Source organism: Streptomyces sp. NPDC058307, from assembly GCF_042880295.1.
GTDB lineage: Bacteria > Actinomycetota > Actinomycetes > Streptomycetales > Streptomycetaceae > Streptomyces.
In genome coordinates, this window is record NZ_JBHVYZ010000013.1 from 1 (window position 1) to 26,639 (window position 26,639).

A 26,639-nucleotide genomic window follows, 5' to 3' on the forward strand; every position below is an offset into this window, starting at 1 on the left:
CCACGAGCCGTTGCTGAAGGTGTCCGGACGCGGCCGGACCATGGTGCTGACCTTCGACGACGGACCCGACCCCCGCTACACCCCGCACATCCTGGACACGCTGGCCGAGTACGACGTCCGCGCGATGTTCTTCGTGTGCGGGGAGATGGCGGTCGACAACCAGGACCTGCTGGCCCGGATGTCCGACGAGGGACACGTCGTCGGCAACCACACCTGGTCGCATCCGCTGCTCACCCGGCTCCGCCGCTCCCGCATCCGCTCCGAGATGGAACGCACCAGCGACGTCATCGAGGACGCCTACGGTGAGCGTCCCCAATGGTTCCGGGCTCCCTACGGGGCCTGGAACCGGGCCGCGTTCCAGCTCGGCGCCGAACTCGGCATGGAACCGCTCGCCTGGACCGTCGACACCCTCGACTGGACCACCCCGGGCACCCGCCGCATCGTCGGCGCGGTGGAGCACGGCGCCGCGCCCGGCGTCGTGGTGCTCTCGCACGACGCCGGGGGCGACCGTTCCCAGAGCGTCCGGGCGTTGCGCGCCTATCTGCCGCAGCTCATCGATTCCGGCTATCACATCACCGTCCCGCGACGGCAGTACGCATAGCCGCAATGCGCCCGCCGGGTCGGGGAACGCTCAGCGGACCTCGACCAGGCGGGCGAAGGCGACGACATTTCCCGCGTATCCGCTCTGCTTGGAGAAACCGCCTCCGCAGGTGATGACCCGCAATTCGGGGGTTCCCTTGGAGCCGTAGACACGGTCGCCGGGGAAATTGCTCTTCTCGAAGACCTCGATGCCGTAGATCTCGAAGATCGCCGTCTTTCCGTCCTGGCGTCTGATCTCGACGCGATTTCCCTTCTTCAGGGCCCCGAGTCCGTAGAACACGGCGGGGCCCTGTTTGTTGTCGACATGACCGACGACGACCGCCGTGCCCTTCTCGCCGGGGGACACCGCGCCGGTGAACCAGCCGGCCAGGTTCGGGTCCTCCGGCGGCGGCGCGCCGACCCAGCCGTCCGGGTCCAGACCGACCGGCACCATCGGCGCGTCGACCCGGATCGCCGGGATGGAGACCCGGTCGGGCGCGGCGTACGGCAGGGGAGCGGGGGCATTGCCGAAGGCCGTGCCGTGCACCCGGCTGTCCGCCGCGGCCGCCGACGCGGGCTGCGGCGGGCCGACGTCGAACTCCCCCGAACCGTTCCGAATGAGCGCGAGGCCGGTCAGCAGAACAAGCGCTATCACGCCCCAGGGAGCGCGCTTCCTCCGCTGCTCCTCCTCTTCGGCCAGCCCGGCCAACTCGGACGCAGACATTGACTTCCCCTCTCGACACGGCCGTCGCCACGTCATTCGCGCATACGAGAACGCTAAGTCCCGCGCGCGAAACCGGCGACGGTTCAGCGGCGAACGGGTGGCCCCCCAACGCGGGTGGTGCGCCATCCGAGTTGCCGTGAACAGGAATTTTCTGACGGTCCGTGACCTGCGGAGATATGCGATTGTGTGCTTTTCGTTCGGCGTGTCCTCTCCACCGTACGGACCAGTGCCGAAATGCGGGCTTGCGCACGGCATCTGAGGGTCTGTCTGGGAGGCGTTTTCTCGCCGATCCACCGGGGACCGTTCCCGGGGCGTCTCCCGCGGAGGATTCACATGCGTACTACTCGTGCCCTGGCGGCCGCAGGCGCCGCGGTCGCCGTGCTCGGACTCGCCGCCCCGGCGGCCGTCGCGCGGGACGGCATGAACCTGAGCCCGAGCAATGTCGTCGCCCTTCCCAACGTCATCGCCCGGGGTGGACAACTGACCATCACCGTCAACAACTGCACCGGCAACGCCACCGCCAGCTCGGACGCCTTCCGGACGATCAGGCTGCGGACGGGAGTGAACAACCTGGCGACGGGACGCGCCACCGTCAACCGGAACGCGGCCACGGGATCGCACAGCATCAGCGTCGTCTGCAGCAACGGCACCGTGATCAACCCCACGGCCTTCACCGTCATCGGTGGCGTCCACGGTGGTCTCGGCGGCAGCAGCTCCTCCGGGGCCACCCCGACCGACATGGCCATCGGGGGCGCTCTGGTGGGCCTGGCCGTCGTCGGCGGCGGGGTGTTCTGGATGCGCAGGCGGTCCGAGAGGCTCATCTGATCTGCGCCGCTCCGCCCCGGACTCCGAGAGGACCGGGGCGGAGCCCTGTGCGGCCGGAGGAGCCGTGTCAGGCGCTGTCGTCGCCGGTGCGACGGCGGGAGAAGTGGTACGCCGCTCCGACCGAGCCCGTGATCAGCAGGGCGCCCATGCCGAGTTTCTTCACGTCGAACCCGGCGAAGCTGCCGCCCTCACCGGCGTGCACACCCCGGCCGGGGTTGAGCGGCACGGGGGTGGGAGCGACCGGGTGCCGGCCGGAGATGGTCAGGGCCGCGGAGCCGCTCACGCCGTCGCAGGTGACCGCCACCCGGTAGACCGCACCGGGCTTGGCGTCCCAGTCGACGACGACCGTCGTCTGGCTCTTGTGCGGCGGGATGACGACGGTGTCGAACACCGCCGACGCCACGGTCGCGGAGCCCCGGCAGCCGCCGTGGTCCCGTTCCAGCAGCAGCGTCACCTGTTCGCCCGCGGTGACGGTCGAGGGCAGCACGCTGAAGCCGAAGGGCGTGATGCCGTTGTCGCCCTTCGCCACGGAGGCCGGTGCGCAGAAGGTCAGGGCGCTCACGCCCAGCAGTGCGGCCGAAGCGACGCGTATCGCGCGCATGGTGGTTCCTCCGGTCCCCGAGGAGCAGCCGCGGATCTTTTCCGCCTACGCCAGAAATGCACCTCGATGACCGAAACGCTAGGAACAGGAGTACGTCCGCGCGATCGCTGTCACTCCGAATGGGGCACACGTGTGGGCCGCTCGGGGGACGCCGGCGGCGTGTCGCACACCGGACGTCCCCACAGCGGTGCCGCGATGAGCGGCCCTCAGCCCTTGATGTCCGGGAACAGGGCGAAGAACGGCTCCGCCGACGCCGTGATGCCACGGCTGTAGGGCGCGTCGAAGTCCCAGATCAGGAAGAGCAGGAAGGCGATCAGCGCGGAGAACAGGCCCGCCAGGATCAGCTCACGTGCCGTACGCCGGATCTGCAGGGCGAAGACCATCCCGATGGTGACGACCGCGCCGCCCAGCAGGCCGAACCAGACCACCCCGGGCATGGTGGGCTCGACCGAGTCCGCGCGGGCGTTGCGGGCCTGGTCCACGGCGGCCACCTGGTCGACGAGCGGCTGGTAGGCCTGGGCCTCGAAGTCGCTCTTCGGCTCGTAGGAGGTGACGTCCGTGCGGAGTCGGTCCAGGAGTTCGGTGCCGCGCTCGGTCATACGGCGGTGGTCGGCCATCTCCTTCCACTCCGTCGTGACGACGTGTCCGACATAGGCGTTGACATCGGCCCGAATGCGGTCACGGACGTCGGCCGGATAGACCTGCACCCGCTCCGAGACCTCGTGCAGCGCCTGGGCCTCCGTCTGGACGTGGTCCTGGGCGGCGCTGCGGGCCTCCCACACGCCCGCGATGGCCAGACCCAGGACGATGGCGTACACCACCCCGATCCACATCGTCATGTACTCGATGACGTCCGGAGTCTCACTGGGATCCTCGTCCACGGGCGCCGCCTTGTGGCGGATGAGCGTGATGACGACCACCACCGCGCACGCGGCCAGCATCGCGAGGATGAGAACAAGCCATTCCGGCAAGGGATGCCTCCAGGGTCGGCACTAGCGGGGCCGCAGGGCGGCCACGGCGACCACCGCGGGCGCGGTGATGAGCAGGACGTAGATCACGGGCGAGGTCGTGCTGTGCGCGGGCCGGTCGGGGGCCTTCGCGTGGTGGTACGCCGGGTAGGTCACCGGGAGCGCGGAGGGGCCCGGGGCCGGCCTGGGCGGCGGCGTCCGGGTCGGGGGCGGGGCGGGAGTCGGGAGGGGGGGCGGAGGCGGGACGGGTGCGGGCGGTGGTGCCGGCCGCGCTCGTGGTGGCGCCGGCTGTGGTGCCGGCGGGGGTGGTGGAGGCGGCGGCTTCGGCGTCGGGGTGGGTGTGGGCTTCGGGGGCTTCGGCGCCGGAGGCGGCTTCGGTGTGGGGTCGGGGGAGGGCGTCGGAGTGCAAGGGGGCTCTGGGGGTTCGGGGGTGGGGGTCGGTGTGGGCGTGGGCGTCGGCGTGGGTTTCGGTTTCGGGCAGGGCGGAGGAGTGGGCCACGTCAGGCTTCCGGCGACCGACACCACCTCCGCGCCCCCGGGACCGACCGAGGCGTAGGCGCAGGCATCCGCCTCGGCCACCTGGGCCGTGGGACCGATGAGCGCCCACGTCAAGGCCAGCAGGGCCAACACACGTATGGCGATGGCGGATTGGGGCGATTCGGGTCGATGCACGACGCAGATCATGAGGCCTGGCGCGCCGTCTCATGCGCGGGCGCGAAGAGATTGCTCCGAAGGAGGGATAAAAGATCGCCCGATGTTTGAATCCAGGGCGTTCGTCCGTCCGGTGAGGCGTATGTCTGTGCGGTCCGAGACGGGTGTGGTCACAGTGTCCGAAAAGAAATATGCGGGACGGTTGAACACAACCCCTGCTCCGGTGCGTACCCATTGTCGTGCGGCGGCGCAGCAGGGCGCTGCAACACCCTTTTGAATTATGGGGAGTTGACGATGAAGACCTCCTGGCGGAGCGCCTCGCTCGTGGCAAGCGCCGCGGCGGTGCTGGCATTGACGACGGCGTGCGGTCAGGAAGGCGGCACCTCGTCGGTGGGCAGCCAGAACGTCGGCGCCACCGCGGCGGCGGGTGGCTACGGCGGTGTCGGCTCCGGTATCGGCACCGGAACCAGCGCCAGCCCCACCGCGAACTCGACCGCGATCGGCCAGGGAAACCTGGGAGCCCAGTCGGCCTCGGCGGGCAAGTTGCAGGTGTCCGCGAACGCCGAGCTCGGCAAGGTGCTCACCGATGCCACCGGTCTCACCCTCTACCGCTTCGACGAGGACACCGCCGAGCCGCCGAAGTCGAACTGCAACGGCGACTGCGCCACGGCCTGGCCCCCGGTGCCCGCGGACGATGCCTCGGCCGGTGCCGGTATCGACAAGGCGCTGCTCGGTGAGGTGACCCGGGCCGACGGCAGCAAGCAGCTGACCATCGCCGGCTGGCCCGCCTACCGCTATGCCAAGGACACCAAGGCCGGCGATCTGACGGGCCAGGGCGTGGGCGGCAAGTGGTACGCGCTGGCGCCCACGGGCAAGAAGGCGTCGGTCGCCAGCCTGCCCGGACTGTCCACGCGCAACGACCCCAGCCTCGGCGAGATCGTCGTCGACAAGAACGGCATGACGGTCTACCGCTTCGCCAAGGACAAGGCGTGGCCCGAGCCGGTCTCCAACTGCACCGGAGCCTGCCTGGAGAAGTGGCCGGTCGTGGCGCCCGTGTCGAAGAACGACACCAAGGGCGTCCAGCAGAAGGGCCTGATGAGCTTCACCCGTTCCGACGGCGTCAAGCAGCAGACGGTCAACTGCTCGCCGATCTACACCTTCGCGGCCGACAAGAAGCCCGGTGACACCAACGGCCAGGGCGTCGGCGGCACCTGGTACGCCGTCCGTCCCGACGGAAAGATGGTCGGCGTCTCCGACAAGTGACACCGGCATCGCCGGCCTCACCGATCCACCGGTCCGACCCCTCCGCGCCGCACGGAGGGGTCGGACCGGTTTGCCGTCATTCCCCGCAACTCCCCCCGATTCGGCGCCCGTTCCAGAACTCTCCGGAGCGCGGCGCCTACGTTTCGTGAAAAACTCACAGCCGCTTCCGAGCGGCACGTGCCGCAGGCAGTGACCGGGAACGGACGGTCAATTTCCGTTTCCGCTCGCTCCATTGGCGGGCGATCAGTAGCCTCAGCTCGAACACCGGATCGCCTACGCCTTGGAGAGATACATGGAGCGTCCCGCCTGGGCTCCCCGGAACATCGACATCTCGGTGCCGAGCGTCGCGCGCATCTACGACTTCTACCTGGGCGGTTCGCACAACTTCGAGGCCGACCGGGAGGCCGCCCGCAGGGCCATGGAGCACGCGCCGGGGCTGCCGAAGACCATGCAGGCGAACCGGGCGTTCCTGCGGCGGGCGGTGCGGTTCGCCGCCGAGGAGGGCATCACCCAGTTCCTGGACATCGGCTCCGGCATCCCGACCTTCGGCAACGTCCACGAGGTGGCCCAGAGCGCCCGCCCCGGCGCCCGGGTCGTCTACGTCGACCACGACCCGGTGGCCGTCGCGCACAGCCAGGCGGTCCTGGAGGGCAACCCGGACGCGGGCGTCGTCGCGGCGGACCTCCGTAAGCCCCAGGAGATCCTTGCGAACGCCGAGGTCCGGGAACTGATCGACCTGAACCGGCCGGTGGCGCTGCTTCTCGTTGCCATACTGCACTTCGTGGAAGACGCGGACGACCCGTACGGAGCGGTGGCCCAGCTGCGCGACGCGCTCGCGCCCGGCAGCCTGCTGGTGCTCTCGCACGCCTCGTACGACGGAATCCCGCTTCCGCCGGAGCGGGCCGAAGGCGCGGTGGACGTGTACAAGGACATTCGCAACCCGCTGATCATGCGCTCGCGCGAGAAGATCGCGCGGTTCTTCGAGGGGTACGAGATGGTGGAACCGGGACTGGTGTCGCCGCCGCGGTGGCGGCCCGAGTCGGCGGCCTGGGACCCCGACGACGAGGACCCGTGGGCCTTCGCGGGGTTCGCCGGCGTGGGGCGTTCCGCGTGATCGCCGAGCCGGACGGGCCGGAGGACAGACTGCGCCGGTTCGCGACGATCTGGAGCCGGGCCGTGTTCCCGGTGACCTCGACGTCCGCGACCCGGCCGGAGTTCGAGGAGCAACTGCTGCCGCTGGCCCGCCGGTTGAGCCAGGCGCTCGCGGCCAGGACCGTCGACACGGACGCGGGCCGGGCGATCGGCGCCGCCCTCGTCGACGCGCACTGCACGGACCCCGAGGCGCTGAGCCGCTCCCTGGACTGCGTCGACGCCTATCTGGTGCTCTACTGCGGCGGCGACGGTGACCGCGAGGACCTGCGGTCCCGGTCCGCCCGTCTGCAGCACGCCATGGCCGCCGGGTTCGCGCAGGCGCTGCGCGAGCGGACGCTGGCCGAGCAGGAGGCCATCGCGCAGGCCGCCCTTCAGGCGCAGGGCGCGGTGGCACAGGCGCTGCACGCGACCGAGGCGCGTTTCAGGGCGGTGTTCGAGGGCGCGGCCATAGGAATCGGCATCGCCGACCTGGACGGCAACGTCCTCCAGGTCAACGGCGCGCTGCTGCGCATGTTCGGCCTCACCGACCCCACGATGCGCGGCCGCAAGGTCCAGGAGTGGACCCACCCCGAGGACGCGCCGCAGACCTGGACCCTCTACGACGAACTCGTCCGCGGCGAGCGCGAGCACTACCACCTCGAAAAGGCATTCTCCCGCCCGGACGGAACGGTCCTGTGGACCAACCTGACGGTCTCCCTGCTGCGCGACGCCGACGGCGCCCCGCAGTACCAGCTCGCCCTCATGGAGGACACCACCGAGCGCCGGCTGCTCAACCTCCGGCTGCGCTACGAGGCCACGCACGACGCCCTCACCGGGCTGCCCAACCGGACCCTGTTCTTCGAACGCCTGGAGAAGGCCCTCAGCGCCGGCGAGGGCCAGCGGTTCGGCCTGTGCTACCTCGACCTCGACGGCTTCAAGACCATCAACGACAGCCTCGGCCACGCGGCCGGCGACCGGCTGCTCGTCGAGGTCGCCGACCGGCTCCAGTCCTGCGCGACCGCGCCGGGCGAGATGGTCGCCCGCCTCGGCGGTGACGAGTTCGTGGCGCTGACCACCGGCCCGGACACCGAGAGCGAGGTCGACGACCTCGCGGCCCGCATCATGAACGTGCTGCTCGCCCCGGTCCGTATCGACGGCCGGGAGCTGACCGTGCGCGGCAGCATCGGCATCGTCGAGGGCCCGGCAGGGGAGCGGGGTCCCGCGGAGGTCCTGCGCAGCGCCGACATCACCATGTACCGGGCCAAGTCGGCCGGCGGCAACCGCTTCGAGCTGGCAGACCCGGAGGCCGACGCCCGCGCCATCACCCGGCACGGGCTGACCACGCAGCTGCCCGCGGCCCTGGAGCGGGGCGAGTTCTTCATCGAGTACCAGCCGCTGGTGCACCTCGGCGACGGCAGTGTCCGGGGCGCCGAGGCGCTGGTGCGCTGGCTGCACCCGCAGCACGGCGTCCTCGGCCCCGACCGGTTCATCCCGCTAGCCGAGCACACCGGGCTGATCGTGCCGCTCGGCCGCTGGGTCCTGGAGCAGTCGGTGCGGCAGGCCCGCGAGTGGCGAGAACGGTACGGCGAGAACACCGCGGGCGGCCCGCTCCGCATCAACGTCAACCTCTCGCCCTGCCAGCTCAGCCACCCCGGCCTGGTCCAGGACACCGTGGACATCCTGGAGCGCGCCGGCGTCGACCCGGACGCGCTCTGCCTCGAAGTCACCGAGTCGGCCCTCATCGGCGCCGACGACGACCTGCTCAAGCCGCTGCGCCAACTCGCCGAAATGGGCGTCGACATCGCCCTGGACGACTTCGGCACCGGCTACTCGAACCTGGCGAACCTGCGCCGTCTGCCGGTCAGCGTCCTGAAGCTGGACCGCTCCTTCACCCGGAGCATGCAGCAGTTCCCCGCCGACCCGGTCGACCTCAAGATCGTCGAGGGGATCGTCTCGCTCGCCCACGGCCTGAACCTGGCGGTGACGGTCGAGGGCGTCGAAACCGGGGCCCAGGCCGAGCAGTTGCGGATACTGGGCTGCGACACGGCCCAGGGCTGGTACTACGCCCGCCCGGGCCCGCCGGAGCGGCTGCACCAGCTGGCGCTGGTGGACGCGGCGGGCTGAGTCCCGCCCCGGCTAGGGCAGCGGCAGTGAGCGCAGGGAACCGTGGGTACGGGCCATGACGACGACGTGGCCCGTGTCCCCGCCCGGCGCGACGAGCACGGGGTGTTCGCCGCCTCTGGTCTGCGAGTACGCCGCGGACATGCGGGGCGCGGCGGTTCCGGTCCCCTGCGGACCGGCGTGCAGGTCGATCGTGAGCACGCGGCCCCGCCTGGTGCGGTCGTTGACGGGGGTGAAGGTCACGAACCGGCCGCCGGCCACGGTGGCGTCCGCCTCGGTGGCGTACGTGCTCCACAGCTTGCGGTCGTTCTCGAGGTCGTACGCGAACCAGTTGCCCGCGCTCGTGTCCTCGGCACCGGCCTCGTACAGCACCAGGATCCCGTCGTCGGAGATCACCCCGTGTACGGGCTTGTCGATCGTGTTCCTCGGGGTCGGCAGCACCCTCAGCGTCGCCGGATCCAGGCGCCGCATGGGCGGGAAGGCGTCCCCCGCGGAGAACGGGCTGCCGGTGCAGACCAGGTAGTGGCCGCCGGTGACGAGGTGCGGGCACTCGACGCCCGTGGGGCTGGTCGCCAGAGTGGCGCCGGTGCGGGCGTCGCGGGCGGTGACCCGGGTGCCGTCGGCCGTGTAGACGCGGCCCCGGAAGGCGGCCAGGGGTTCGCCCGTGCTCCAGGCGACGGTCCGGTGCCACAGGGGCCTGCCGTCGGATGCGCGAAGGGCGTCCAGTACGGCGGTCCTTGACGTGGGGTCCGACGTTTCGAGGGTGTAGACGACACCGCCCGCCGCGCCGAGGGAGGTGTAGGCGCTGCCCGTGGGCAACCGATGGGTCCACGCCTGCCGACCCGTGCGCAGGTTCGCCGCGCGGAGCCTGCCCGCGACCGCGGTCACGGCCCGTTCGTCGGCCGCGTCGACGACCAGTCCGGCGCTCTTGCCGCGGTCGCCCGCGGGCACGGTCCAGGTGATACGGCCGTCGGCCCGCGAACGCCCCACGAATCCACCGGAGTCGGTCGCGCACACCACCTGGTGCGCCGTCGCGCCGCAACTGCCGTGGGCCTCCCGGCCGGAGAGGGACGCCGTCCACGCGCGCCACGGGCCCGAGACGGACATCGAGGCCGTCTGCACCGTCTGTACCGTCGGTCCGGAGGCACCGGACGGCGAGGAGACCACCGGACTCTGCGGTCCGCCGGACGCGGTGTTCCCCGCGCACCCCACCAGCACCAGCAGTACTGCGCCCACCGCAACGATCTGCCGCTTCATCCCCGCCCACCCCGTCCGAGAAGACCCCCATACTACGGCCGCTCAGCGCTCCAGAAGCATCCGCTGCAACTCCCGTGCCGCCCGCGGCGGAGCCACATCGCTACGGTGGGCCAGCGCGATCGTCCGGTGCAGGCCGGGACGGGCGAGCGGGGTGACCCGCAGCCCCCGCCCGGAGCGCGTGGCGACCATGCGCGGTACGACGGCCACGCCCAGGCCCGCCCGCACGAAGCCCAGCACCGCGTCCATCTCCCCGCCCTCCACCGCGAAGTCCGGCTCGAAGCCCTCGGCGCGGCACGCGGCCACGGTCAGTTCGCGCAGGTCGTAGCCGTGCCGGAACATCACAAGCGGCTCATTCTCCAGGTCGGCGATCCGTACGGTACGGCGGCCCGGACCGCCGGGCGCGGACGCCTCCGGCGAGGACACGACGACCAGGTCCTCCCGCAGCAGCTCCACCGTCGTCAGCGCCGGGGACGGCGACGGCAGCGGGAGGACCACCAGGGCCAGATCGAGGGCGCCGCGCGCGAGCAGCCGTACGAGATCGTGGGAGCCGCCCTCCTCGATCATCAGCCGGATACCGGGATAGCGGTCGTGGAAGGCGCGCAGCACGTCCGGCAGCAGACCGGTGCACAGGCTCGGGGTCGCACCCAGCCGGACCCGGCCGCTGCGCAGCTGCACCAGCTCCTGCACCTCGTGCCGGGCCGTGTCCGCGTCGGCCAGGATGCGACGGGCCAGCGGCAGCAGGGCCTCACCTGCGTCGGTGAGGCTGATGTTGCCGCGCGCCCGCACGAAGAGGTCCGCCCCGAGCTCCCGCTCCAGCGCCTTGATCTGCTGGGACAGCGACGGCTGAGCCACATGGACGAGGTCGGCGGCGCGGGTGAAGTGCCGGGTCTCGGCGACCGCCACGAAGTACTGGAGCTGCTGGAACTGCATCCCCGTACGATAGCCGCTATCTATGGAATCAAGCCGGACCATGTCTTGGACCGATCGGGCCCTGGGGCTCTAGCGTCTTGGCCATGGCTCTGGCAACGCGGACGGGCCGACGGCCGTCCATGGCACGCACCGTGTGGGACAGCTCCGTCGGCAAGAAGACCGTGATGGCCGTCAGCGGACTGATCATGCTGCTGTACCTGGTCGTTCACATGATCGGCAACCTGAAGATCTTCTTCGGGGCGGGCGAGTTCAACCACTACGCGCACTGGCTGCGCACGGTCGGCGAACCGTTCATGCACTACGAGTGGACGCTCTGGATCGTCCGGATCGTGCTGGTGGCCGCCGTCGTCGCGCACGCCGTCTCGGCGTACCAGCTCAGCCGCCGCGACATCCGGGCACGGCCCAGCAAGTACGTCCACAAGAAGCCCCGGGCGAGCTATGCGACCCGCACCATGCGCTGGGGCGGGATCATCCTCGGCCTGTTCATCGTGTGGCACGTTCTCGACCTGACGACCGGCACCGTGCACTCCGGCGGCTTCCAGGAGGGCCACCCGTACCAGAACGTCGTGGACACCTTCTCCACCTGGTACGGCGACGTCGTCTACATCGTCGCGATGCTCGCCCTCGGCCTGCACGTCCGGCACGGCTTCTGGGCCGCCGCCCAGACCCTCGGCGCCGGCAGCCGCACCCGCGACCGCGCCCTCAAGGCCGTGGCCAATGTCCTCGCACTGCTGCTCACGGCCGGCTTCATCGCCGTGCCCGTGGGTGTCATGACCGGAGTGGTGAGCTGAACATGACGTACACCGACTACCTGACCGGCGAACCGGTCGTCGACACCAAGGCACCGAAGGGCCCTGTGGGCGAGCGCTGGGACAAGCGCCGTTTCGAGGCCAGGCTGGTCAACCCCGCCAACCGGCGCAAGCACACCGTGATCGTCGTCGGGACCGGCCTCGCGGGAGGCTCCGCGGGCGCGACCCTCGCCGAACAGGGCTACCACGTCGTCCAGTTCTGCTACCAGGACTCCCCGCGCCGCGCGCACTCCATCGCCGCGCAGGGCGGCATCAACGCGGCCAAGAACTACCGCAACGACGGCGACTCCATCCACCGCCTCTTCTACGACACCGTCAAGGGCGGCGACTTCCGGGCTCGGGAGTCCAACGTCCACCGGCTCGCGCAGATCTCCGTCGAGATCATCGACCAGTGCGTGGCGCAGGGCGTGCCCTTCGCGCGGGAGTACGGCGGTCTGCTCGACACCCGCTCCTTCGGCGGTGTGCAGGTCTCCCGGACCTTCTACGCCCGCGGCCAGACCGGCCAGCAGCTCCTGCTGGGGGCGTACCAGGCGCTGTCGAGGCAGATCGCCGCCGGGAACATCGAGATGCATCCGCGCACCGAGATGCTCGACCTGATCGTCGTCGACGGGCGGGCGCGGGGGATCGTGGCGCGCGATCTCGTCACCGGGCGCATCGACACGTACTTCGCGGACGCGGTCGTGCTGGCCTCCGGCGGCTACGGCAACGTGTTCTACCTGTCGACGAACGCCATGAACTCCAACGCGACCGCCATCTGGCGGGCCCACCGGCGCGGCGCCCTCTTCGCCAACCCCTGCTTCACCCAGATCCATCCGACCTGCATCCCGCGCACCGGCGACCACCAGTCCAAGCTCACGCTGATGAGCGAGTCGCTGCGCAACGACGGCCGGATCTGGGTGCCCAAGGCCAAGGGCGACACCCGTCCGCCGAACAGGATCCCCGAGGACGAGCGCGACTACTACCTGGAGCGCATCTACCCGTCCTTCGGCAACCTGGTCCCGCGCGACATCGCCTCCCGCGCCGCGAAGAACGTCTGCGACGAGGGCAGGGGAGTGGGGCCCGGCGGACAGGGCGTGTACCTCGACTTCGCCGACGCCATCGAGCGGATGGGCCGGGCAGCCGTGGAGGCGAAGTACGGCAACCTCTTCGACATGTACCAGCGGATCACCGACGAGGATCCGTACGAGGTGCCGATGCGGATCTACCCCGCCGTGCACTACACGATGGGCGGGCTGTGGGTCGACTACGACCTCCAGACCACGATCCCCGGCCTGTTCGCGATCGGCGAGGCCAACTTCTCCGACCACGGGGCGAACCGCCTCGGCGCCTCCGCGCTGATGCAGGGCCTCGCCGACGGCTACTTCGTGCTGCCGGCGACCATCAACGACTACCTCGCCCGCAACCCGCACCAGGACCCGGTGACCGACGAACACCCTGCGGTACAGGAGGTGTTGGCGGAGACAGAGGACCGGCTCCACCTGCTGCTCGCCGTCGACGGCGACCGTACGCCCGACTCCTTCCACCGCGAAGTCGGGGAACTGATGTGGGAGTTCTGCGGGATGGCACGCTCCGACTCCGGGCTGCGCAAGGCGCTGGACCGTATCCCGCAGATCCGCGAGGAGTTCTGGCGGCGGATCAAGGTACCGGGCACCGGCGAGGAGTTCAACCAGTCGCTGGAGAAGGCGAACCGGGTCGTCGACTACCTGGAGCTCGCCGAGCTGATGTGCCTCGACGCGCTGCACCGCGCCGAGTCCTGCGGCGGTCACTTCCGTGAGGAGTCCCAGACGCCCGACGGTGAGGCCGCACGCCGGGACGACGAGTTCGCCTACGCGGCGGCCTGGGAGTTCACCGGCACCGGTGAGGCTCCCGTCCTGCACAGGGAAGACCTGGTCTTCGAGTACGTCCACCCCACCCAGCGGAGCTACGCATGAAGCTCACCCTGCGCGTCTGGCGACAGAAGAACGCCGACGCCGACGGCGCGATGTCCACGTACGAGGTGGACGGCATCTCCTCCGACATGTCCTTCCTGGAGATGCTGGACACCCTCAACGAGGAGCTCATCCTGCGCGGTGAGGACCCGGTGGCCTTCGACCACGACTGCCGCGAGGGCATCTGCGGCGCGTGCTCGCTCGTCATCAACGGCGACGCGCACGGACCCGAGCGGACGACCACCTGTCAGCTGCACATGCGGTCCTTCTCGGACGGCGACACGATCGACGTCGAGCCGTGGCGGGCGTCCGCGTTCCCGGTGATCAAGGACCTGGTCGTGGACCGGTCGGCCTTCGACCGGATCATCCAGGCCGGGGGATACATCACGGCGCCCACCGGGTCCGCACCGGAGGCGCACGCCACGCCGGTGCCCAAGCCCGACGCCGACCTCGCCTTCGAGCACGCCGAGTGCATCGGATGCGGGGCGTGTGTCGCCGCGTGTCCCAACGGGGCGGCGATGCTGTTCACCTCGGCCAAGGTGAACCATCTGAACGTGCTGCCGCAGGGGGCCCCGGAGCGGGAGACCAGGGTCCTCGACATGGTGGAGCAGATGGACGAGGAGGGCTTCGGCGGCTGCACGCTCGCGGGCGAGTGCGCGACGGCCTGCCCCAAGGGCATTCCGCTGGTCTCCATCACCGGCATGAACAAGGAGTGGCTGCGGGCGACCCGGAAGGTCGCCAAGCGCTGAGAGACGTTCGCCGACAAGGTGCGGACGGGCGGGGCCGGACGTGGTGCTCAGGTCCGGCCCCGCCAAGGTCACGTGGAGAGGGCCGTGTCGATCAGGGCGCGGAACTTCTCGTCGTCAAGGATTGCCCGGTAGTCGCCGTACGCGGAGAGACGGGCGTCCCGGGCGCGGAGGGACTCCAGGGCGGTGCGTGCCGGCTCACCGAGTGTGCCGCCGAGGCGGATCAGGGCGCTGAGCGCCTCACAGAACGAGCCGTAGTGCTCGCCGCCCGCCGCCATCGCCAGGAACTCCGCCTCCAGGAGCGGGCGGGCCGGCTCGGGATCGCCGGTGATCGACCAGAGGGCGATCGCCGCCCGGAGCCTGACCCCACCCAGCTCGCTCTCCAGGGCGTTGCGCACCCGGTCGGCGTACGGCGCGGCCGCGGGGCCGAAGTCGGCGAGGAAGTCGACCGCGGCCAGACCTCCGGCCTGACTCGTGACAGGGAGGGACTCGCCGACGGCCCGCAGGTTCCCGGCGGGATCGTCGCCGATGCGCCAAAGGACCCAGTGCAGCCAGGTGTTGTTCTCCTCCGGGTCCTGGGACAGGTGCGCGCGCACGGCCGGGGCGGCGCAGAGGGCGGCCGGACCCAGCGTCGCCAGCGTCCGCACGGCGTCGTGCCACCGGAAGCGGTCCGGCAGAAACCCCGTGATCTCCGGCAGGGCGGGAAGGGCGGCGGGCCCCCAGGCCCGGAGGACCTCCAGGAGGTCGGCCATCAGGTAGCCGTCCGCGTCGGGGTCGGTCAGCCCGCGGCGCAGTTCCTCGCGTATCGACGGCAGGAGCTCATCGACGTGGGCCGTCATCGGCCCCAGGACGTCGACGAGTTCGGGCCGGCGTGGATCTCCGGAGGTGTAGGAGCGCCCGTCCTCCTCGCGGAACCGCGCGCACAGCCGCTCCACCAGCTTCGGCAGCGCCCGTGGGTCGTCCATCCGGGTCAGCGCCCACAGCGCGTGCTCGCCGACGGTCCCCTCCAGGAAACCGCCGTCGCCGGGGTCGTCGAGCAGGCCGGCGAGTCGGTCCGCGTATCCGACGGCTCGGGGGCCCAGCGCGGCGAGGAGATGCACCGCCCTGAGGCGCACCGGGGAGTCCGGGTGGTCCATCAGACCCGCCGCGACCGGGAGCAGTGCGGCCTCGGCGGACCGGTGACGTGTCAGCAGCCGCCAGGACCGGTCCAGCACCGCTCGCAGCAGATCGGCGTCCTCGACCGGGTCCGCCGCCGCGGCCAGCCCGGTCAGGAACCTCGTCTCCACGTCCGGCGTGTCCTCGAACAGGACGGCCGTCCAGAAGGCGACGTCCTCACGGCTGAAGGGCTCGTCCACGTCCGGGACATACCAGACGGCCTTCCAGCGCGACCGCAGAGCGGGATCGGCGAGGGTCTCGACCAGAGCGTCCAGCTCTCGTACGGCGAGCTCGGGCTCCGTTCTCGCGAGGGTGTGGACGGCCGCGACCCGCAGCACAGGGTCGGAGCCCCGCAGTAGTCCGGTGAGAAGACGGTGGACTTCGGGGTCCGCCGCGTGGTCGCCCAGCGAGAACAGCACCGTCAACCGGACCGCGGGGTCCCGTTCGGCCCGCCAACGCTCCCCCAGTGGGCCGGGGCCCTCCGCGAGGCGGAGCGCCTCTCGTCGTACGGCGGGATCGGCGTCGGTGAGCAGGGCCTGGACCGTGTCGCGGGCGCGCCGCCACGCCTCGGGCCAGCCCGGGTCCACCGGGCCCTGCCGTCGGGTCAGGGCGGCCAGCAGTTCGACCAGGGTCTTGCGCGCACCCGTCCCGGGGTCGGCGACGAGCGCGACGACGAACGGCAGGGCGGCGGTGGCGAGCGCGGAGACACCGGTCGGTGGGCCTGCCAAGGCCCAGAACAGCGGGTCGCAGTCGCTCTCGGTCGAGTCCGGGCCCAGCTCAAGCAGCCGGCTCAGAGCGCGCCGCACGTCCTTCGCCGACACGCCCAGCTCCTCCCACGCAACCGCCTCCAGCGCCTCCACCACTCGCACGCCCCCCTGTTTCCGCGATCGGCTCCCGGAGAGAGACGGTAGCCCTGGCACGGGGGTTGCCTTGCTCCGGCCACCGGCGGGACACCGGCCGGTCGACGGAGTCGGAGGCTCCGGACACCTTGCCCGAGCCGTTCAGCGTCCGCACATCCGCGCTCTCGGAACCGGTCACGTACACGCCAACCGGCGTCGGAAGAACTGGGACAGCGGCACCGCTCGCCGCTCCCGCCCGTGACCTGGAGAGTGCCATGACCGGCGTTTCCACCCTGGACCGTCCCCCGCAGAGCGTCGCCCCCACCCGCTACACCGTCAGCCTGGCCCGCGACGAGGACGACGTACGGGCCGCTCAGCGGCTGCGGCACGACGTGTTCGCCGGGGAGATGGGCGCTCTCCTGGCCACCCCGGAACCCGGCCTCGACGTGGACGGCTTCGACGCCGGCTGCGACCACCTGCTCGTCCGCGACAGCGTGACCGGACAGGTCGTCGGCACCTACCGGCTGCTGCCTCCGGAGCGTGCCGCGGTGGCCGGACGCCTGTACTCGGAGGGCGAGTTCGACCTCGCCCCGCTCGACGCGATCCGCCCCGGGCTCGTCGAGGTCGGCCGCTCCTGCGTGCACCCCGACCACCGCGACGGGGCCGTCATCGGCCTCATCTGGGCCGGGATCGCCCGCTACATGGTGGACCGCGGCCACGACTGGCTGGCGGGCTGCTGTTCGATCCCGCTCGCCGACGGCGGCGCGCTGGCGGCCGGCACCTGGGGCCGGGTGCGCACCAAGTACCTGGCTCCCGAGGAGTTCCGGGTACGGCCCCTGCTGCCCTGGGAGCCCGCGGAGGGGACGCCCGCGGTCCGCACCGAGCTGCCCGCGCTGCTGCGCGGCTATCTGCGCCTCGGCGCCTGGGTGTGCGGGCCGCCCGCCCACGACCCGGAGTTCGGGGTCGCCGACCTGTACGTGCTGCTGTCGATGCGCCGGGTCGACGCCCGCTATCTGCGGCACTTCCTCTCGCTCGTCCCGGCCTGATGAGCGTCTGGCTGCCCAGCACTCCCTGTACCCCCGGGGCGTGTCTGGAGCGGACGAAGGCCACGGCCGTACCCCGTGCCGTGCTGCTGCTCCTGGCGGTCGCGGTGGTCCTGCTTGCCGGGATCACGCTGCTGCCGGCCGGCCGGTGGGTCCCGGCCGGAGTGGTCAGGTGGTGGTGCCGGGCGGTGGTGCGGGCCTCGGGGGTCCGGGTCCGCCTGTCCGGCGTCACCGCACCCACGGGCGGGGTGCTGCTGGTCGCCAACCACATCTCCTGGCTGGACATCCCGCTGCTGGCCGCCGTACGTCCTGCCCGGATGCTCGCCAAGTCCGAGATCCGCCGGTGGCCCGTGGCGGGTTGGCTGACGGCCCGCAGCGGCGCGCTGTTCATCGAGCGGGACCGGCTGCGTGCCCTCCCGGACACGGTCGCCCGGATCGCCGACGCGCTGCGCGGGGGCGCGGCGGTCGCCGTCTTCCCCGAGGGAAGCACCTGGTGCGGCCGCGCCCAGGGCCACTTCCGGCGCGCGGTGTTCCAGGCGGCCCTCGACGCCGGGGCGCCCGTCCAACCGGTGAGCCTGCGCTACCGGCTCGCCGGCGGCGGGCCCAGCACGGCCCCCGCCTACATCGGCGACGACTCGCTACTGGCTTCGGTGTGGCGGGTGGTGTCGACGCGCGGGCTGACGGCCGAGGTGGAGGTCCCGGCCTCGATCGCCCCGGGCGTCCACCCCGACCGCCGCTCCCTGGCCAGGGCGGCACAGTCGCGCGCGTGCAACGGGCGCACCGGCAAGCACACGACCGGCTGCAACCCGTCGCCCGTGGCAGGCAGGCCCTTCGGCAAGTCGGCTGACCGCGTTCCGCGTCCGGGCGAGGGCGGCAGCCGTCGTGCCGCCTGACGGAGTCGGCCGCCCGCGCGCCGGAGCGGCAGCTCGGTGCCGGGGCTCCCGGACTCAGGCGCCGGCCCCCAGCGTCCTGGCCAGGTACGGCGCCGTGGCGCTGCCCTCCGCCGCGGCGACGTGTTCCGGCACGCCGGTCGCCGTGATCCGGCCGCCCGCGTCGCCGCCGCCCGGGCCCAGGTCGATCACCCAGTCGGCGCCCGCCACGACCGACATGTCGTGCTCGACGACGATCACCGTGTGCCCGGCGTCCACGAGGCCGTGGAGCTGTCGCATGAGGACCTCGACGTCGGCCGGGTGGAGACCGGTGGTGGGTTCGTCGAGGAGGTACAGGGTGTGGGCGCGGTGGGCGCGCTGGAGTTCGCTCGCGAGCTTGATGCGCTGGGCCTCGCCGCCGGAGAGCTCGGTGGCGGGCTGGCCGAGGTGGAGGTAGCCGAGGCCGATGTCGAGGAGGGTGGTGAGACTGCGGGCCACGAGCGGGGTGTCCGCGAAGAAGTCCGCCGCCGACTCCACCGTGAGGTCGAGCACCTGGGCGATGTTGCGTCCCCGGTACGTCACGTCGAGCGTCGCGGGGTTGTAGCGGGCCCCGCCGCAGTCCGGGCAGGGCACGTAGGTGCTCGGCAGGAAGAGCAGCTCGACGCTGACGAAGCCCTCGCCCTGGCAGGTCTCGCAGCGCCCTCCGGCCACGTTGAAGGAGAACCGGCCCACCCCGTACCCGCGGTCACGCGCCGCGTCGGTGGCGGCGAAGACCTTGCGCACGACGTCGAACAGGCCCGTGTAGGTGGCCAGGTTGGAGCGCGGGGTCCGGCCGATCGGCTTCTGGTCGACCGAGACCAGGCGGCCCACCCCCTCCAGCTCCTCCGTGATCTCGCCGACCAGCGTGGACTTGCCCGAGCCCGACACCCCGGTCACCGCGGTGAACACGCCGAGCGGGAACTCGGCCGTCACCCCGCGCAGGTTGTGCCGGTTGACCGGACCGACCTTCAACGTCCCCCTCGCCGCCCGCACTTGACGCTTCGGGACAGGTGAGCGGTCGAACAGGTACCGGGCGGTCGCGGACTCCTCGACCTTCGCCAGCTCCGCGACCGGACCGCTGTGCAGCACCCGCCCGCCGTGCTCACCCGCCCCCGGCCCGACGTCCACCAGCCAGTCCGCGCCCCGCATGACGTCCAGGTCGTGCTCCACCACGAACACGGAGTTGCCGGCCGCCTTCAGCCGTGCCAGCACCGTGAGCAGAGCCTCGGTGTCCGCGGGGTGCAGTCCGGCGGAGGGTTCGTCGAGGACGTACACCACGCCGAACAGTCCCGACCGCAACTGGGTGGCGAGGCGCAGTCGTTGAAGTTCGCCCGCGGACAGGGTGGGGGTCGCGCGGTCCAGGCTCAGATAGCCGAGGCCGAGCTCGAGGACGGGCTCGATACGGGACTTGAGGTCGTCGGTGAGGACGCGCGCGGTCTCGCCGTGGGCGACCAGCGAGGCGGCGAGCTCGGTCAGCGGCAGGGCCGCGAGGTCGGCGATCGTGCGGCCCGCGAAGGTGACCGCCATCGCCTCGGGACGCAGCCTGCTGCCGCCGCAGACCGGGCACGGGGCGGAGACCAGGAACCGTTCCGCCTTCGCCTTCAGCGCCTGGCTCTTGGAGTCCGCGAACGTCTTCAGGACATAGCGGCGGGCACTCATGTACGTGCCCTGGTAGGGGCGTTGGATCCGGTCCGCGTCCCGTACCGGGTGCACGGTGACCACCGGCTGCTCGTCGGTGAACAGGATCCACTCGCGCTCCTCGGCGGGCAGTTCACGCCACGGCCGGTCCACGTCGTGGCCGAGCGCGTCGAGGATGTCCCGCAGGTTCTTGCCCTGCCAGGCACCGGGCCACGCGGCGATGGCGCCCTCCCGGATCGACAGCGACGGGTCGGGCACCAGCGACTGCTCGGTCGTACGGTGGACGCGGCCCAGGCCGTGGCACTCCGGGCAGGCGCCGACCGCCGTGTTGGGGGAGAAGGAGTCCGAGTCGAGCCGTTCGGCGCCCGGCGGGTAGTCACCGGCCCGGGAGAACAGCATCCGCAGCGAGTTCGAGAGGTTGGTGACCGTGCCGACGGACGAGCGGGACGTCGGTGCCGAGCGCCGCTGTTCCAGCGAGACCGCGGGCGGCAGCCCGGTGATCTCCCCGACCTTCGGCGCCCCCACCTGGTGGATCAGCCGGCGCGCGTACGGCGCCACCGACTCGAAGTACCGCCGCTGCGCCTCCGCGTAGATCGTCCCGAACGCCAGCGACGACTTGCCCGACCCGGACACCCCCGTGAACACGGCCAGCACATCCCGGGGGACATCGACGTCCACGCCCTTGAGATTGTGCTCACGGGCACCGCGGACGCGGACGTACGGGTCGTGGGAGCCGGTCGGGTCGTGCATGAGATCGACTCTAACCGGAGGTGATCGCCGCCAGCCGCCGATAGGAGTCCAGCAGGGCCTCGCGGTCGTACGTACTGGTCGTGACCAGCACCTCCTGTGCCCCCGTCTCCTTCAGGACGGTCTCCAGCTCGTGGGCGACCTGCTCCTCGGTGCCCGCGATGTGGCCGGCGAGCCCGGACTCGTACAGGTCCCGTTCCCTGTCCGTCATGGGGAGAGTCTCCACGCGCTCGGCGGGCGGCAGGGGCGGGAAGGTGCCATGGGTCCGGGAGTACGCCATCGACCAGGCCTCCGGGATCAGCAGGCGCCGCGCCTCCTCGGGAGTGGCGGCCACCGCGACCGTCCCGGAGATGACGACGTACGGCTCCCGCGCCCACGGAGAGGGCCGGAAGTGTGCGCGGTACTGGTCGATGCCGCGCTGCATCTTCTCCCGGTTCCTGAGGTCGCCGATGACCATCGGCAGGCCCGCGCGGGCCGCGATCACGACGCCCTCGCCCATGGCCAGCACGAAGGGCGGCACGGTCAGGCCCTCGGCGGGGCGGGCGTGCACCCCCGTCGGGGAGGTGCCGCGGAACCAGCCCAGCAGTTCCTCCAGCTGTACGGCGAAGTCGTCGGCGTCGTCCTTGTCGCGGCCCAGCGCCTTGCGCACGCCGCCGGTGAAGCCGACCGAGCGCCCCAGGCCCATGTCGATCCGGCCCGGGAAGAGGGAATCCAGCACCCCGAACTGCTCGGCGACGACCAGGGGTTGGTGGTTCGGCAGCATCACGCCACCGGTGCCGACCCGGATGGTGTCGGTGGCCGAGGCCACGGCGGCGGCCAGCACGGTCGGCGCGGAGCCCGCGACCCCCGGCACGCCGTGGTGCTCGGAGACCCAGAAGCGGTGGTAGCCGAGTGCTTCCAGCTCCCGCGCCAGTTGGACGGTGTCCTGGAGCGCCTGCGCGTTCGTGCCGCCCTCGCGGGTGCGGGAGCGGTCGAGGACGGAGAAGCGGGTGGCGGCGGTCAGGGAGCTCACACAGGGTTCAACGCCCGACCGGATGCGGTATTCCCGCGGAAAATTGGGTGACCGCGATCGCCGCAGGTCAGCACAATGGGCCGGGTGACCGTTCAGAACATCCTGCTCTCCGGCATCGTCGGCTCGACCGCGTACGGCCTCGCCCGCGAGGGCTCCGACGTGGACCGGCTCGGCATGTTCGCCGCGCCCACCGAGACCCTGCTCGGCCTGCGCACCCCGAAGGAGTCCCACGTCAGCACGGCACCGGACCGCACGCTGCACGAGGCGGCGAAGTGGTGCCGGCTCGCCCTCGGCGGCAATCCGACCGTCATGGAACTGGTGTGGCTGCCGGACGAGCTGTACGAGGTGCGCACCCCGCTGGGCGACGAACTCATCGCCATCCGGGGGTCGTTCCTGAGCGCCAAGCGGATCCGGGACGCCTATCTCGGGTACGCCTCCCAGCAGTTCAGGAAACTGGAGAGCCGCGACGGCGACCACCGCACCGCCAAGCACGCCCGGCACCTGAAGCGGCTCTGCCACCAGGGCCTGGAGCTGTACACCACCGGACGGCTCTCGGTGCGGGTCGAGGACCCCGAGGAGTACCACCGCTTCGGGGACGCCGTCGCCGCCGACCCGGCCTCGGCCCGCTCGCTGCTCGCCCGCTACGAGACCGCCTTCAGCGAGTCCCACAGCGCGCTCCCGGACCGGCCCGACGAGGCACCGGCCGAGGCGTGGCTGCGCCGCGTCCGCGCCGAGTTCTACGACACGGCGGCGTGAGCGGGGGCTTCAGCTCAACCGGCTGACCCGGGCCCTCAGTCCTCGGGGCGGAGCAGGCCGCGCTCGTACGCCTTGACCAGGTGCTGGGGGACCAGATGCGCGACCCCCTCGATCGTGACCAGCACCAGCCGCGGGGTGCCGGCCTTCCACTGCGCGCGGCGGTGGCGGGTGTTGCTGCGGGACATCTTCCGCTTGGGGACAGCCATGGCGGGAACCTCTTCGGTGGCCTCGGTGGGTGAGCACCGAGGACGCTACATGAAAATGGATCCCATTAACAGTCAGCGGCGGCGCCGGGACCGCACCCGGGCCTCCCTCGGCGGCTCGATGAACTGCAGCTCCAGCGCCACCGGCGGCTCGGCGACTCCCGGCCCGCCCGCCGCAGCCCACCGCACGACCTCCTCGGTGCCCTCGTCGTCCTTGACGAACCCGATCCACGCGGCCCGGCCCCCCGCCCGGCGCCCGGCGCCCGAGGGCCGCACGACGATGACGTTGGCCTGGTCGCAGGGGCCCAGGCAGTCGGTCGTACGGACCTGGAAGCCGTGCTCGGCGGCGCCGGCCCGCAGCAGCTCCAACTGCCAGGCGTGGTCGGTACCGGGGTGTTTGCGGGCGTCGCCGCAGCAGCAGCCCCGGCAGACGACGAGCGTGCAGGAGCCGGAGCCGGTCAGGAACGTACGGGGCGTCGGGGGCATGGGAGAAGCATGATCCATACCGTCCGCGCCCCGTGCCACCGGGTCGGCCGGATCAGAACCTCGCTCCCACGGCGGCCCCGCTCCGCGGCACCAGGAACGACGGCGCCGACGGCAGTGAACCGTCGGCCCCGCGTGCGCCCGTGAGCGGCGCCGGGTCCGTGCTCAGCACCGAGGAGGCGTTCCAAGTACCGCCGAGATCCCAGGAGTTGCCGCTGGAGACGGTCGCCGAACCGAGCGCAACGGCCTTGGCGTCGGCGACGGACAGGTTCGCGGTCAGCTTGGCCTTGCCGCCCGAGACGTCGGCGTCGAAACCGGTGCCGCCGTTGGCCCACGTCGAGTTGCGGTTCAGGACGAGGGCACCGGTGTTGCCGTTGTCCGTGACGCCGTGGGCGGCGTTCTTGAAGGCGACCGAGTTGCGCAGGGTGTGCGCCACCGCCGGCGCCGGACTGCCGCCGCCCAGCTTGAAACCGTTGCCGTCCCCCGCGAAGTCGGGGAAGTTCCAGCGGTTGAACCCGTTGCCGTACGCGACGGTGTTCTCGATCAGGACCGGCGAGGTGAACTTCCAGGTGTCGAGGCCGTCGTCGACGTTGTTCCACAGCCGGGCACCCCGCACGACGTTGCCGGTGCCCGAACCCTCCTTGATGGCGAGGCCGTCCGCGCTCTCGCCGTTCTTGCGCGGATCACGGTTGGCGTAACTGTCCAGGTTCAGGATCTGGTTGCCGCTGGAGGCGCCCTGCAGCTGGAAGCCCGACTCGTAGTTGTCGTGGGTCTTCAGACGGGCGAAGACATTGCCGTTGCAGCCGTCGCAGTAGACCCCGTACGGGCCGTTCACGATCTCCAGGTCCGAGATCCGCCAGTAGGACGCCTCCTGGTGGAGCGCCCCGCGCTCGGCCCGCGGGATGCTGCCGCCGACCGGGGTGTGGCTCGCGGCCAGCTGCTCGCCGTCGATCACGACCCGCTCGCCCTGGTAGGCGCCCAGCGTGATGGGCTGGGACGCGGTGCCCGAGGCGGCGATGGTGATGTTGTCCGTGAGGGCGTACGTCCCCCCGCGGACGGCGATGGTGTCGCCGGGCTTCGCCAGGTCCACCGCTCGCTGGACGGTCCGCAGCGGCTGGGCGAGCGTACCCGGGGCGGTGTCGTTGCCGTTCGTCGCCACGATCAGGGTCGTCGGCGCCGCGGACGCCTCGGTCACGGGTAAGGCCAGGGCCGCGCCCACCAGTGCCGCCGTCCAGATCGCTGTCTTCACGCGCATGGAGTCTCCCGCCTCGACCGACTGTTCTCTCGTGAGCCAGTGGTCGCCCGGGGCGGGAAGGTTGCCGGGTCTAGGGTGGGTGACGTGACCGACAGCAGCAAGCGCCCGCTCGCCGTGTTCGACCTGGACAACACCCTGGCCGACACGGCCCACCGGCAGCGGTTCCTGGAGCGCAGGCCGCGCGACTGGGACGGGTTCTTCGCGGCCGCGCCCGAGGACCCGCCGATCCCCGAGGGCATCGCGCTGGTGCTGGAGAGCGCCGAGGAGTGCGAGATCGTCTATCTCACCGGGCGGCCCGAGCGCTGCCGACGCGACACGCTCGCGTGGCTCACCGCGCAGGGTCTGCCCGAGGGGCGCGTGTACATGCGGCGCAACGACGACCGGCGGCCTGCCCGGCGCACCAAACTGGAGATCCTGAAGCGACTCTCCGGCACCCGGGAGATCCGGGTCCTGGTGGACGACGACGAGTTGGTCTGCGAGGACGCCCGACGGGCCGGATTCACCGTCGTACAGGCACGCTGGACCGCCCCTTCCGCGACCCTGGAGGTGGCGCAGGAGCGGGAGGGGCGCGCCTGAGAACCTCAGCCGGACTCGTCCAGGCGGAAGCCGACCTTGAGCCCCACCTGCCAGTGCTGGACCTGCCCGTCCTCGATCTGGCCCCGCACCTGGGTCACCTCGAACCAGTCGAGGTTGTGGAGGGTCTGCGAGGCACGGGCGATGCCGTTGCGGATCGCCTGGTCGACGCCGTCGGGTGAGGTGCCGACGATCTCGGTCACCCGGTAGGTGTGGTTCGTCATGGTTCCACGGTGCCCCAGGCGGCGGTGGAGCGCGAGCCGTCCGGCCTATCTTTGACCCATGGACGGTATGCCCCGTGACATCCACGCGCCCACTGCCGTGAACCCCCTGCGCCGGCTCACCCTGGAACAGCTCCGACGTCGTACGAGCATGAAATGGCGGACGTACCCGGCGGACGTGCTGCCGCTGTGGGTCGCCGAGATGGACGTCCCGTTGGCCGAACCGGTCGCGCGGGCCGTCCGGGACGCGGTGGCGCTGGGCGACACCGGGTATCCGGCCGGGACGGCGTACGCCGAGGCGCTGGCTGGCTTCGCGAGCGAGCGGTGGGACTGGGACGGGCTCGCGGTGGAGCGTACGGCGATCGTCCCGGACGTGATGCTGGGCGTCGTCGAGATGCTCAAGCTGGTCTCCGGACCGGGTGATCCCGTGGTCGTCAACTCGCCCGTGTACCCGCCCTTCTACCAGTTCGTCGGGAACATGGACCGGCGGGTCGTCGAGGCTCCGCTCGGTGGGGACGGCCGGATCGACTTCGAGGTCCTGGAGGACGCCTTCCGGCGGGTCCGGAAGGGTGCGGCCCGGCCCGCGTATCTGCTGTGCAGCCCGCACAACCCGACCGGCACCGTGCACTCCGCCGAGGAACTGGCGGAGGCGGCGGCGCTGGCGCGGACGTACGGGGTGCGGGTCGTGGCCGACGAGGTCCACGCCCCGCTCACGGCGGCGGGTGTGACCTTCGTGCCCTACCTGAGCGTTCCCGGCGCGGGGAGCGGGCTGTCGCTGATGTCGGCGTCCAAGGGGTGGAACCTGGCCGGGCTCAAGGCCGCCGTGGCCGTCGCCGGGCCCGACGCCGCCGACGACCTCGCGCGCCTTCCCGAAGAGGTCGGTCACGGCCCCAGCCATGTCGGCGTCCTCGCCCACACGGCCGCGCTGCGGGACGGCGGCGCCTGGCTCGACGCCCTGCTCACCGGCCTCGACGACAACCGCCGGCTGCTGGCCGGACTCCTCGCCGAGTCGCTGCCCGCCGTGCGCTACGAACCGGCCGAGGCCACCTTTCTGGCCTGGCTGGACTGCCGTGCGCTGGATCTGGGCGACGATCCGGCGGCCGTCTTCCTGGAGCGCGGCCGGGTCGCCCTGAACTCCGGCGTCCCGTTCGGTACCGGGGGCGCCGGCTTCGTCCGGCTGAACCTCGCGACCTCGCCCGAGCTGATCACCGAGGCGGTACGGCGGATGGCCGCCGCCCTCGGCCGACGCTGACGGGGGGCCGGTACGAACCGG

26 protein-coding genes are annotated in these 26,639 nt (G+C 71.7%); 13 read left to right on the forward strand and 13 right to left on the reverse strand.

The window, feature by feature from the left end; all coding sequences use genetic code 11:
- Positions 1-601: polysaccharide deacetylase family protein (locus tag ACFVYN_RS12125; RefSeq protein ID WP_389996258.1), on the forward strand; the 601-nt coding region annotated here is incomplete at its 5' end.
- Between the two features lie 30 nt (positions 602-631).
- Here the strand turns inward: ACFVYN_RS12125 and ACFVYN_RS12130 are convergent.
- Positions 632-1,303 carry a class F sortase gene (locus ACFVYN_RS12130; protein WP_389996261.1) on the reverse strand — a complete coding sequence of 224 codons (672 nt, stop codon included), beginning with the start codon at positions 1,301-1,303 and terminating at the stop codon, positions 632-634.
- A 333-nt stretch (positions 1,304-1,636) separates the two neighbouring features.
- Between ACFVYN_RS12130 and ACFVYN_RS12135 the strand changes: the two genes are divergently transcribed.
- Entirely contained in the window at positions 1,637-2,128 is a 492-nt protein-coding gene (locus ACFVYN_RS12135; RefSeq protein WP_389996263.1) for a hypothetical protein, read from the forward strand.
- A gap of 67 nt (positions 2,129-2,195) precedes the next feature.
- On the opposite strand, the gene ACFVYN_RS12140 is transcribed toward ACFVYN_RS12135, so the two are convergent.
- The 3 genes from ACFVYN_RS12140 to ACFVYN_RS12150 all read right to left on the reverse strand — a co-directional run bounded on the left by ACFVYN_RS12140 (position 2,196) and on the right by ACFVYN_RS12150 (position 3,853).
- Positions 2,196-2,729, reverse strand: coding sequence for a hypothetical protein (locus ACFVYN_RS12140; RefSeq protein ID WP_389996266.1), 534 nt, complete (start codon positions 2,727-2,729; stop codon positions 2,196-2,198).
- Between the two features lie 206 nt (positions 2,730-2,935).
- The gene (locus ACFVYN_RS12145; protein ID WP_389996268.1) at positions 2,936-3,700 is read right to left on the reverse strand and encodes a DUF4239 domain-containing protein; all 765 of its coding nucleotides are present in this window, start codon (positions 3,698-3,700) and stop codon (positions 2,936-2,938) included.
- A 21-nt stretch (positions 3,701-3,721) separates the two neighbouring features.
- Complete coding sequence (locus tag ACFVYN_RS12150; protein ID WP_389996271.1) at positions 3,722-3,853, reverse strand: hypothetical protein; 132 nt, start codon at positions 3,851-3,853, stop codon at positions 3,722-3,724.
- Positions 3,854-4,642: 789 nt separating this feature from the next.
- Between ACFVYN_RS12150 and ACFVYN_RS12155 the strand changes: the two genes are divergently transcribed.
- From ACFVYN_RS12155 to ACFVYN_RS12165, 3 genes are all read left to right on the forward strand, one after another.
- Positions 4,643-5,611 (forward strand): SCO0930 family lipoprotein, encoded by a 969-nt coding sequence (locus tag ACFVYN_RS12155; protein WP_389996274.1) that lies wholly within the window; start codon positions 4,643-4,645, stop codon positions 5,609-5,611.
- A gap of 292 nt (positions 5,612-5,903) precedes the next feature.
- A complete protein-coding gene (locus tag ACFVYN_RS12160) occupies positions 5,904-6,725 on the forward strand; it encodes an SAM-dependent methyltransferase (RefSeq protein WP_389996276.1) in 822 nt (273 codons plus the stop codon).
- Entirely contained in the window at positions 6,722-8,866 is a 2,145-nt protein-coding gene (locus tag ACFVYN_RS12165; RefSeq protein WP_389996279.1) for a putative bifunctional diguanylate cyclase/phosphodiesterase, read from the forward strand. The genes ACFVYN_RS12160 and ACFVYN_RS12165 overlap by 4 nt, the downstream gene beginning before the upstream one ends.
- A gap of 12 nt (positions 8,867-8,878) precedes the next feature.
- On the opposite strand, the gene ACFVYN_RS12170 is transcribed toward ACFVYN_RS12165, so the two are convergent.
- A complete protein-coding gene (locus ACFVYN_RS12170) occupies positions 8,879-10,120 on the reverse strand; it encodes a PQQ-binding-like beta-propeller repeat protein (protein WP_389996281.1) in 1,242 nt (413 codons plus the stop codon).
- 42 nt (positions 10,121-10,162) lie between these two features.
- Positions 10,163-11,050, reverse strand: coding sequence for a LysR family transcriptional regulator (locus ACFVYN_RS12175; protein ID WP_389996284.1), 888 nt, complete (start codon positions 11,048-11,050; stop codon positions 10,163-10,165).
- A gap of 119 nt (positions 11,051-11,169) precedes the next feature.
- On the opposite strand from ACFVYN_RS12175, the gene ACFVYN_RS12180 reads away from it, so the two are divergent.
- From ACFVYN_RS12180 to ACFVYN_RS12190, 3 genes are read left to right on the forward strand one after another with little or no spacing between them, the layout of a single operon-like run.
- Entirely contained in the window at positions 11,170-11,841 is a 672-nt protein-coding gene (locus ACFVYN_RS12180; RefSeq protein ID WP_389996617.1) for a succinate dehydrogenase, read from the forward strand.
- A 2-nt stretch (positions 11,842-11,843) separates the two neighbouring features.
- Entirely contained in the window at positions 11,844-13,790 is a 1,947-nt protein-coding gene (locus ACFVYN_RS12185; RefSeq protein WP_389996286.1) for a fumarate reductase/succinate dehydrogenase flavoprotein subunit, read from the forward strand.
- The gene (locus ACFVYN_RS12190; protein WP_389996289.1) at positions 13,787-14,536 is read left to right on the forward strand and encodes a succinate dehydrogenase/fumarate reductase iron-sulfur subunit; all 750 of its coding nucleotides are present in this window, start codon (positions 13,787-13,789) and stop codon (positions 14,534-14,536) included. Before ACFVYN_RS12185 ends, ACFVYN_RS12190 begins: the two co-directional genes overlap by 4 nt.
- Before the next feature lie 68 nt (positions 14,537-14,604).
- On the opposite strand, the gene ACFVYN_RS12195 is transcribed toward ACFVYN_RS12190, so the two are convergent.
- Positions 14,605-16,557 (reverse strand): HEAT repeat domain-containing protein, encoded by a 1,953-nt coding sequence (locus tag ACFVYN_RS12195; protein ID WP_389996292.1) that lies wholly within the window; start codon positions 16,555-16,557, stop codon positions 14,605-14,607.
- A gap of 245 nt (positions 16,558-16,802) precedes the next feature.
- Between ACFVYN_RS12195 and ACFVYN_RS12200 the strand changes: the two genes are divergently transcribed.
- A complete protein-coding gene (locus ACFVYN_RS12200) occupies positions 16,803-17,573 on the forward strand; it encodes a GNAT family N-acetyltransferase (RefSeq protein ID WP_389996295.1) in 771 nt (256 codons plus the stop codon).
- Complete coding sequence (locus ACFVYN_RS12205) at positions 17,573-18,463, forward strand: lysophospholipid acyltransferase family protein (protein ID WP_389996298.1); 891 nt, start codon at positions 17,573-17,575, stop codon at positions 18,461-18,463. The genes ACFVYN_RS12200 and ACFVYN_RS12205 overlap by 1 nt, the downstream gene beginning before the upstream one ends.
- A gap of 54 nt (positions 18,464-18,517) precedes the next feature.
- Here ACFVYN_RS12205 and ACFVYN_RS12210 read toward each other — a convergent pair whose 3' ends face one another.
- Positions 18,518-20,866, reverse strand: coding sequence for an ATP-binding cassette domain-containing protein (locus tag ACFVYN_RS12210; protein ID WP_389996301.1), 2,349 nt, complete (start codon positions 20,864-20,866; stop codon positions 18,518-18,520).
- Between the two features lie 10 nt (positions 20,867-20,876).
- Positions 20,877-21,875: an LLM class flavin-dependent oxidoreductase gene (locus ACFVYN_RS12215; protein WP_389996304.1), complete on the reverse strand. Its 999-nt coding sequence runs from the start codon at positions 21,873-21,875 to the stop codon at positions 20,877-20,879.
- An 84-nt stretch (positions 21,876-21,959) separates the two neighbouring features.
- Between ACFVYN_RS12215 and ACFVYN_RS12220 the strand changes: the two genes are divergently transcribed.
- Positions 21,960-22,631 (forward strand): DNA polymerase beta superfamily protein, encoded by a 672-nt coding sequence (locus ACFVYN_RS12220; RefSeq protein ID WP_389996307.1) that lies wholly within the window; start codon positions 21,960-21,962, stop codon positions 22,629-22,631.
- Between the two features lie 35 nt (positions 22,632-22,666).
- Here the strand turns inward: ACFVYN_RS12220 and rpmF are convergent, their stop codons facing one another.
- The 3 genes from rpmF to ACFVYN_RS12235 form a co-directional block, all read right to left on the reverse strand.
- Complete coding sequence (gene rpmF, locus ACFVYN_RS12225; RefSeq protein WP_389996310.1) at positions 22,667-22,837, reverse strand: 50S ribosomal protein L32; 171 nt, start codon at positions 22,835-22,837, stop codon at positions 22,667-22,669.
- Between the two features lie 72 nt (positions 22,838-22,909).
- Positions 22,910-23,320, reverse strand: a complete 411-nt coding sequence (locus ACFVYN_RS12230; protein WP_389996313.1) for a (2Fe-2S) ferredoxin domain-containing protein — start codon at positions 23,318-23,320, stop codon at positions 22,910-22,912.
- 52 nt (positions 23,321-23,372) lie between these two features.
- Entirely contained in the window at positions 23,373-24,572 is a 1,200-nt protein-coding gene (locus tag ACFVYN_RS12235) for a right-handed parallel beta-helix repeat-containing protein (protein WP_389996316.1), read from the reverse strand.
- Between the two features lie 84 nt (positions 24,573-24,656).
- Between ACFVYN_RS12235 and ACFVYN_RS12240 the strand changes: the two genes are divergently transcribed.
- Positions 24,657-25,148: a hypothetical protein gene (locus tag ACFVYN_RS12240; RefSeq protein WP_389996319.1), complete on the forward strand. Its 492-nt coding sequence runs from the start codon at positions 24,657-24,659 to the stop codon at positions 25,146-25,148.
- Between the two features lie 5 nt (positions 25,149-25,153).
- Here ACFVYN_RS12240 and ACFVYN_RS12245 read toward each other — a convergent pair whose 3' ends face one another.
- Positions 25,154-25,369, reverse strand: coding sequence for a dodecin (locus tag ACFVYN_RS12245; RefSeq protein WP_389996322.1), 216 nt, complete (start codon positions 25,367-25,369; stop codon positions 25,154-25,156).
- A gap of 67 nt (positions 25,370-25,436) precedes the next feature.
- On the opposite strand from ACFVYN_RS12245, the gene ACFVYN_RS12250 reads away from it, so the two are divergent.
- Entirely contained in the window at positions 25,437-26,618 is a 1,182-nt protein-coding gene (locus tag ACFVYN_RS12250) for a MalY/PatB family protein (protein WP_389996620.1), read from the forward strand.
- Positions 26,619-26,639: the final 21 nt, after the last annotated feature.

Excerpts from the sequence above, each read along its gene's own strand:
- ACFVYN_RS12130 (WP_389996261.1), bottom strand. The coding sequence starts at position 1,303 with ATGTCTGCGTCCGAGTTGGCCGGGCTGGCCGAAGAGGAGGAGCAGCGG.
- ACFVYN_RS12135 (WP_389996263.1), top strand. The coding sequence starts at position 1,637 with ATGCGTACTACTCGTGCCCTGGCGGCCGCAGGCGCCGCGGTCGCCGTG.
- ACFVYN_RS12140 (WP_389996266.1), bottom strand. The coding sequence starts at position 2,729 with ATGCGCGCGATACGCGTCGCTTCGGCCGCACTGCTGGGCGTGAGCGCC.
- ACFVYN_RS12155 (WP_389996274.1), top strand. The coding sequence starts at position 4,643 with ATGAAGACCTCCTGGCGGAGCGCCTCGCTCGTGGCAAGCGCCGCGGCG.
- ACFVYN_RS12160 (WP_389996276.1), top strand. The coding sequence starts at position 5,904 with ATGGAGCGTCCCGCCTGGGCTCCCCGGAACATCGACATCTCGGTGCCG.
- ACFVYN_RS12170 (WP_389996281.1), bottom strand. The coding sequence starts at position 10,120 with ATGAAGCGGCAGATCGTTGCGGTGGGCGCAGTACTGCTGGTGCTGGTG.
- ACFVYN_RS12175 (WP_389996284.1), bottom strand. The coding sequence starts at position 11,050 with ATGCAGTTCCAGCAGCTCCAGTACTTCGTGGCGGTCGCCGAGACCCGG.
- ACFVYN_RS12180 (WP_389996617.1), top strand. The coding sequence starts at position 11,170 with ATGGCACGCACCGTGTGGGACAGCTCCGTCGGCAAGAAGACCGTGATG.
- ACFVYN_RS12185 (WP_389996286.1), top strand. The coding sequence starts at position 11,844 with ATGACGTACACCGACTACCTGACCGGCGAACCGGTCGTCGACACCAAG.
- ACFVYN_RS12190 (WP_389996289.1), top strand. The coding sequence starts at position 13,787 with ATGAAGCTCACCCTGCGCGTCTGGCGACAGAAGAACGCCGACGCCGAC.
- ACFVYN_RS12200 (WP_389996295.1), top strand. The coding sequence starts at position 16,803 with ATGACCGGCGTTTCCACCCTGGACCGTCCCCCGCAGAGCGTCGCCCCC.
- ACFVYN_RS12205 (WP_389996298.1), top strand. The coding sequence starts at position 17,573 with ATGAGCGTCTGGCTGCCCAGCACTCCCTGTACCCCCGGGGCGTGTCTG.
- ACFVYN_RS12210 (WP_389996301.1), bottom strand. The coding sequence starts at position 20,866 with ATGCACGACCCGACCGGCTCCCACGACCCGTACGTCCGCGTCCGCGGT.
- rpmF (WP_389996310.1), bottom strand. The coding sequence starts at position 22,837 with ATGGCTGTCCCCAAGCGGAAGATGTCCCGCAGCAACACCCGCCACCGC.
- ACFVYN_RS12230 (WP_389996313.1), bottom strand. The coding sequence starts at position 23,320 with ATGCCCCCGACGCCCCGTACGTTCCTGACCGGCTCCGGCTCCTGCACG.
- ACFVYN_RS12235 (WP_389996316.1), bottom strand. The coding sequence starts at position 24,572 with ATGCGCGTGAAGACAGCGATCTGGACGGCGGCACTGGTGGGCGCGGCC.
- ACFVYN_RS12245 (WP_389996322.1), bottom strand. The coding sequence starts at position 25,369 with ATGACGAACCACACCTACCGGGTGACCGAGATCGTCGGCACCTCACCC.
- ACFVYN_RS12250 (WP_389996620.1), top strand. The coding sequence starts at position 25,437 with ATGCCCCGTGACATCCACGCGCCCACTGCCGTGAACCCCCTGCGCCGG.